2 protein-coding genes are annotated in these 522 nt (G+C 67.0%); one reads left to right on the forward strand and one right to left on the reverse strand.

Annotated features, from left to right (window positions below; genetic code table 11):
• Positions 1–312, forward strand: a 312-nt coding sequence (locus U1737_RS20620) for an aldehyde dehydrogenase family protein (protein ID WP_332798091.1), incomplete at its 5' end; no start/stop codon positions are given.
• Positions 313–354: 42 nt separating this feature from the next.
• Here U1737_RS20620 and U1737_RS20625 read toward each other — a convergent pair.
• Positions 355–504, reverse strand: coding sequence for an SDR family oxidoreductase (locus tag U1737_RS20625; protein WP_332798092.1), 150 nt, complete (start codon positions 502–504; stop codon positions 355–357).
• Between the last annotated feature and the right edge of the window lie 18 nt (positions 505–522).

A 522-nucleotide genomic window follows, 5' to 3' on the forward strand; every position in this document is an offset into this window, starting at 1 on the left:
GTCGTGGCGGTGATGCCGTTCGATGGCGAAGAGGAGGCAATCGCCCTGGCCAACGACAGCGATTATGGGCTGGTCGGGGGGCTGTGGACGTCGGACGTGTCCCGCGCGCACCGCGTCGCGGGACGGATCGAAACCGGGCTGGTTTCGGTCAACACCTTCCGCCCGGTGCATTTCATGCTGCCTTATGGCGGGTTCAAGCTGAGCGGGATCGGGCGCGAAAACGGCTTCGACGCAATGCGCGAATTCACCGAGACCAAGACCGTCGTGATCGATCTCTCGAGCGAGATTCCGCCCGATCCCTTCGCCGACTGAGGGGGCTCCGGATCGGGGCCTCCTCACCGGCATGGCGGTCGGCTATTGCGCGACCACGCCCCCATCGACCGAGATGATTGCCCCGGTCACATAGGACGAGGCGTCCGACGCGAGCCATACCACCGGCCCGGCCATCTCGTCCGGCCGCGCGACGCGGTCCAGCGGCACCTTGGCTGGCGTGGCCTGGGCGATCTGCTGTTTTCCGGCGCG

This window comes from Sphingomonas fucosidasi (assembly GCF_036663855.1).
GTDB classification, from domain to species: Bacteria; Pseudomonadota; Alphaproteobacteria; order Sphingomonadales; family Sphingomonadaceae; genus Sphingomonas; species Sphingomonas faeni_B.